We start from the raw sequence: 2,204 nt of genomic DNA on the forward strand, positions 1-2,204 counted from the left end.
GCCCGGTTACATTCCGAACCCGGAAGCTAAGCCTTTCAGCGCCGATGGTACTGCAGGGGGGACCCTGTGGGAGAGTAGGACGCCGCCGAACAATTCTTCAGGACCCCTGGTCCCAGCGTTCACGCTGGGACCAGGGGTCCTTTTGTTTTTTGCTTGACTTTTCCGATGCGCGGCTGAGTGCCGGCTGCGCGAGAATGACTGCAGTACCCGAAGACAGGAGTCACACCGATGTCCACCAACTCTCCCGACGACCGTCCGGAGCGCGAGCCGCGTCGCAGGGACGGTGCCGGTGGCGACCGGGGCGGCTTCCGTGGGCCGCGCCGCGACGACAACCGTGGTGGGGGTGGCTTCCGTCGCGACGACAACCGTGGCGGTGGCTTCCGCCGTGACGACCGTGGTGGCGACAACCGTGGCGGCGACAGCCGTGGCGGTGGCTTCCGCCGTGACGACCGTGGTGGCGACAACCGTGGTGGGGACAACCGCGGTGGCGGTTTCCGTCGCGATGACCGTGGTGGCGACAACCGTGGCGGTGGCGGTTTCCGTCGTGATGACCGCCGTGACGAGCGTCCGTCGTTCCGTCGGGACGACCGTCCCTCCTACGGGCAGCGTGACGACCGTGGTGGCGACAACCGTGGTGGCGGTTTCCGTCGTGACGACCGTGGTGGCGACAACCGTGGTGGCGGTTTCCGTCGTGATGACCGCCGTGACGAGCGTCCGTCGTTCCGTCGGGACGACCGTCCCTCCTACGGGCAGCGTGACGACCGTCGTGACGACAACCGCGGTGGCGGTTTCCGCCGTGACGACCGTCCCTCGTATCCGCCGCGTGACGACAGCCGTGGCAGTGGCTTCCGTCGTGACGACCGTGGTGGCGACAACCGTGGTGGCGGCTTCCGCCGCGACGACCGGCGTGACGAGCGCCGTGACGAGCGTCCCTCCTCGTTCCGCCGCGACGACCGGCGCGATGACCGCCGTGACGAGCGTCCCTCGTCGTTCCGTCGGGACGACAGCCGTGGTGGCGGTTTCCGTCGTGACGACCGTGGTGGCGACAGCCGTGGCGGTGGCTTCCGTCGCGACGACCGTGGTGGCGACAGCCGTGGCGGGTTCCGTGGCCGGGACGACCGCGGTGGTGACCGGGGCGGGTACCGAGGCCGTGACGACCGGGGCGGCGACCGCGGTGGGTACCGCGGCCGGGACGACCGCGGTGGCTTCGGGCGTCGTGACGACCGGGACCGTGGCGACCGCGCGCCCATCAAGCGTCTGCCGATCCCGCCGGAGGTCACCGGTGAGGAGATCGACCCGGATGTGCGCCAGGAGCTCATGAGCCTGCCCAAGGGGCTCGCCGAGGACGTCTCGCGCAACCTCGTCATGGTGGCTCAGCTGATCGACGAGGACCCGGAGAAGGCGTACGGGTACTCGCGCGTCGCCCTGCGGCTCGCGTCCCGTGTCGCGGCCGTCCGCGAGGCCGCCGGCTTCGCCGCGTACGCCACGCAGAAGTACTCCGAGGCGCTGGCCGAGTTCCGTGCCGCGCGCCGGATGAGCGGCGGTGTCGAGCTGTGGCCCGTCATGGCCGACTGCGAGCGCGGCCTCGGCCGGCCCGAGCGTGCCCTCGCCATGGCCGGTGAGCCCGAGGTGCAGAAGCTGGACAAGGCCGGCCAGGTCGAGATGCGGCTCGTCGCCGCCGGCGCCCGCCGGGACCTGGGTCAGCTCGACGCGGCCATCGTGACGCTGCAGAGCCCCGAGCTCGCTTCCAGCGCCGTGCACCCGTGGACCGCGCGCCTGCGGTACGCGTACGCCGACGCGCTGCTCGCCGCCGGCCGTGAGCGCGAGGCCCGCGAGTGGTTCGCCAAGGCCCTGGAGGCCGACAAGGACGGAGCCACGGACGCGTCCGACCGTCTCGCCGAGATGGACGGGGTCGAGTTCGTCGACGCGTTCGACGAGTCCGAGGACGACGTGGAGAACGAGTCGGAGGAGTCCGAGGAGTCGGGCGCCGTCGAGCTCGACCTCGACGACGAGGACGACGAGGACGACGAGGACGAGCGGGACGGCGACAAGGGCTGATCCCCTGGCCTGGTGAGAAGGGGGGCCCCCCGGGGGGGGCCCCCCCCGGGGGTTGTTCGGGACGGGGGTGTGAGTCCACATCCCCGCCTAGCACCCCCCCACCCCCACCCCGCGACGGGGCGCCACCCGGGGGCTTTGGGGGGGAA

The 2,204-nt window shown here is 71.6% G+C and carries 1 protein-coding gene, 1 rRNA gene and 1 pseudogene; all 3 read left to right on the forward strand.

Annotated features, from left to right (window positions below; translation table 11 throughout):
• Window positions 1-91: ribosomal RNA gene (rrf, locus tag ACFYX3_RS41995) — 5S ribosomal RNA — on the forward strand; the annotation flags it as partial.
• Window positions 92-381: 290 nt separating this feature from the next.
• Window positions 382-1,242 (forward strand): annotated as a pseudogene (locus ACFYX3_RS42000) (hypothetical protein); the annotation flags it as partial.
• A 15-nt stretch (window positions 1,243-1,257) separates the two neighbouring features.
• Window positions 1,258-2,058, forward strand: a complete 801-nt coding sequence (locus tag ACFYX3_RS42005; protein WP_389025415.1) for a hypothetical protein — start codon at window positions 1,258-1,260, stop codon at window positions 2,056-2,058.
• The last annotated feature ends 146 nt before the right edge of the window (window positions 2,059-2,204 follow it).

It is taken from the genome of Streptomyces sp. NPDC002463 (assembly GCF_042889835.1).
Lineage (GTDB): Bacteria > Actinomycetota > Actinomycetes > Streptomycetales > Streptomycetaceae > Streptomyces > Streptomyces nymphaeiformis.